The organism is Gramella sp. AN32 (assembly GCF_023718305.1).
GTDB lineage: Bacteria > Bacteroidota > Bacteroidia > Flavobacteriales > Flavobacteriaceae > Christiangramia > Christiangramia antarctica.
On sequence record NZ_QEYO01000046.1, the window covers coordinates 1 to 1,438 of the forward strand.

Below are 1,438 nucleotides of genomic sequence, written 5' to 3' on the forward strand. Positions count from 1 at the left end.
CTACCGTCTGGACACATCTTTTTTTATTCTACTTTAGGATAAAAAAATGCAGACAAGACATTTTGAGGATTTAAAAGACAAGCGATTGTTGAATAGAGGTAATTCTATTCTCAATCGTTTGTTTGCTAATAGCATTTACTCTATTCGGCAGTTGGCATCAAATGATTCTGAAGCAAAGGCGATGTACCGTTTTTTACAGAATGATAATGTTAGTGAAGGTGATATTGTAAAAAATATGTCTTCTAATTGTGCAGGTTGCGTTGAAAGGAAGTCGGTTTTATGCATCCAGGACACCAGTGAGGTCAACCTGTACAACCACAGGAACAGGATCAAAAAAGACGGCTACATTGGCACTACCAATGCTGGTGAGGGAGGACTTGGTTTTTTCATCCACCCAAGTTTAGTCCTTGATTCGCATACTTTGATGCCTTTTGGCTTTGCGGACGTAAAGGTTTGGAACAGGGGGTTGGAACAAGCCCTTAAAGATCGGAGCCATTATAAAAACATGCTCCCCATTGAGGAAAAGGAATCCTATAAATGGATCGCCTCTTCATTGAACACCAAAAAAGTTTTGACCAAGGCCTCAGAGATCATTATCATCCAGGACAGGGAAGGTGATATTTACGAACAATTTTGCCTGGTACCCGATGCTAAAACGCACCTCTTGGTGCGGGCCAAATCCAACCGGTCACTCCAGGGGAAACAAAAACTTTTTGAACACCTCTCCAACCAGCCTTTGCAAGGCACCTATACGGTGGAACTGGAAGGGGATAAAAGAAAGAACCTCAAGAAAAGGATGGCTACCATAGAAGTACGCTTTTCAGAAGTCACCATTAGTGCCAATCAATATAACCACAAGAGCCTTCCAAGGCACATGGCGCTTTATGCCATCGAAGCCAGGGAAGCTGGGAAAAACATCAAAAACCCAATACATTGGAGGCTACTAACGACCAAGAAAGTGGAAGCCCTGCCAATGGCATTGCAATGTATTGAATGGTACACCTGTAGATGGATCATTGAAGAAGTGTTCAGGATTTTGAAAAAGGAAGGCTTTGATATTGAAGCAAGCGAACTCTCCCAAGGCAAGGCCATCCGAAAGTTGTGTTTGATGATGTTGGAAACCATTATCAAACTATTTATCATGCAAATTGCCTACGCTACAGAAGAAGGGACCGAGCCCGGAAGTTGCTTCTCTGAAGAAGAACTGGAATGTTTGGAAGCCCAAATAGCACAATTGGAAGGCAACACCCAAAAACTAAAAAACCCATATAAACCGACTGATCTCAAACGATATATATGGGCTATTGCCAGATTGGGCGGCTGGAAAGGCTATCTCTCTGAGAGAAAACCCGGAATCACAACCTTTTGGAAAGGCTTACAAAAATTCTCCTCTATTATGCAAGGTTGGATCCTCTTTAGAAATATGTCCAGACGGTAG

At 42.4% G+C, this 1,438-nt stretch carries 1 protein-coding gene; it reads left to right on the forward strand.

Features of this window, described 5'->3' with window-relative positions:
• The first annotated feature begins 46 nt into the window (after positions 1 to 46).
• Positions 47 to 1,438 carry an IS4 family transposase gene (locus tag DHD80_RS19795; RefSeq protein ID WP_251743202.1) on the forward strand — a complete coding sequence of 464 codons (1,392 nt, stop codon included), beginning with the start codon at positions 47 to 49 and terminating at the stop codon, positions 1,436 to 1,438.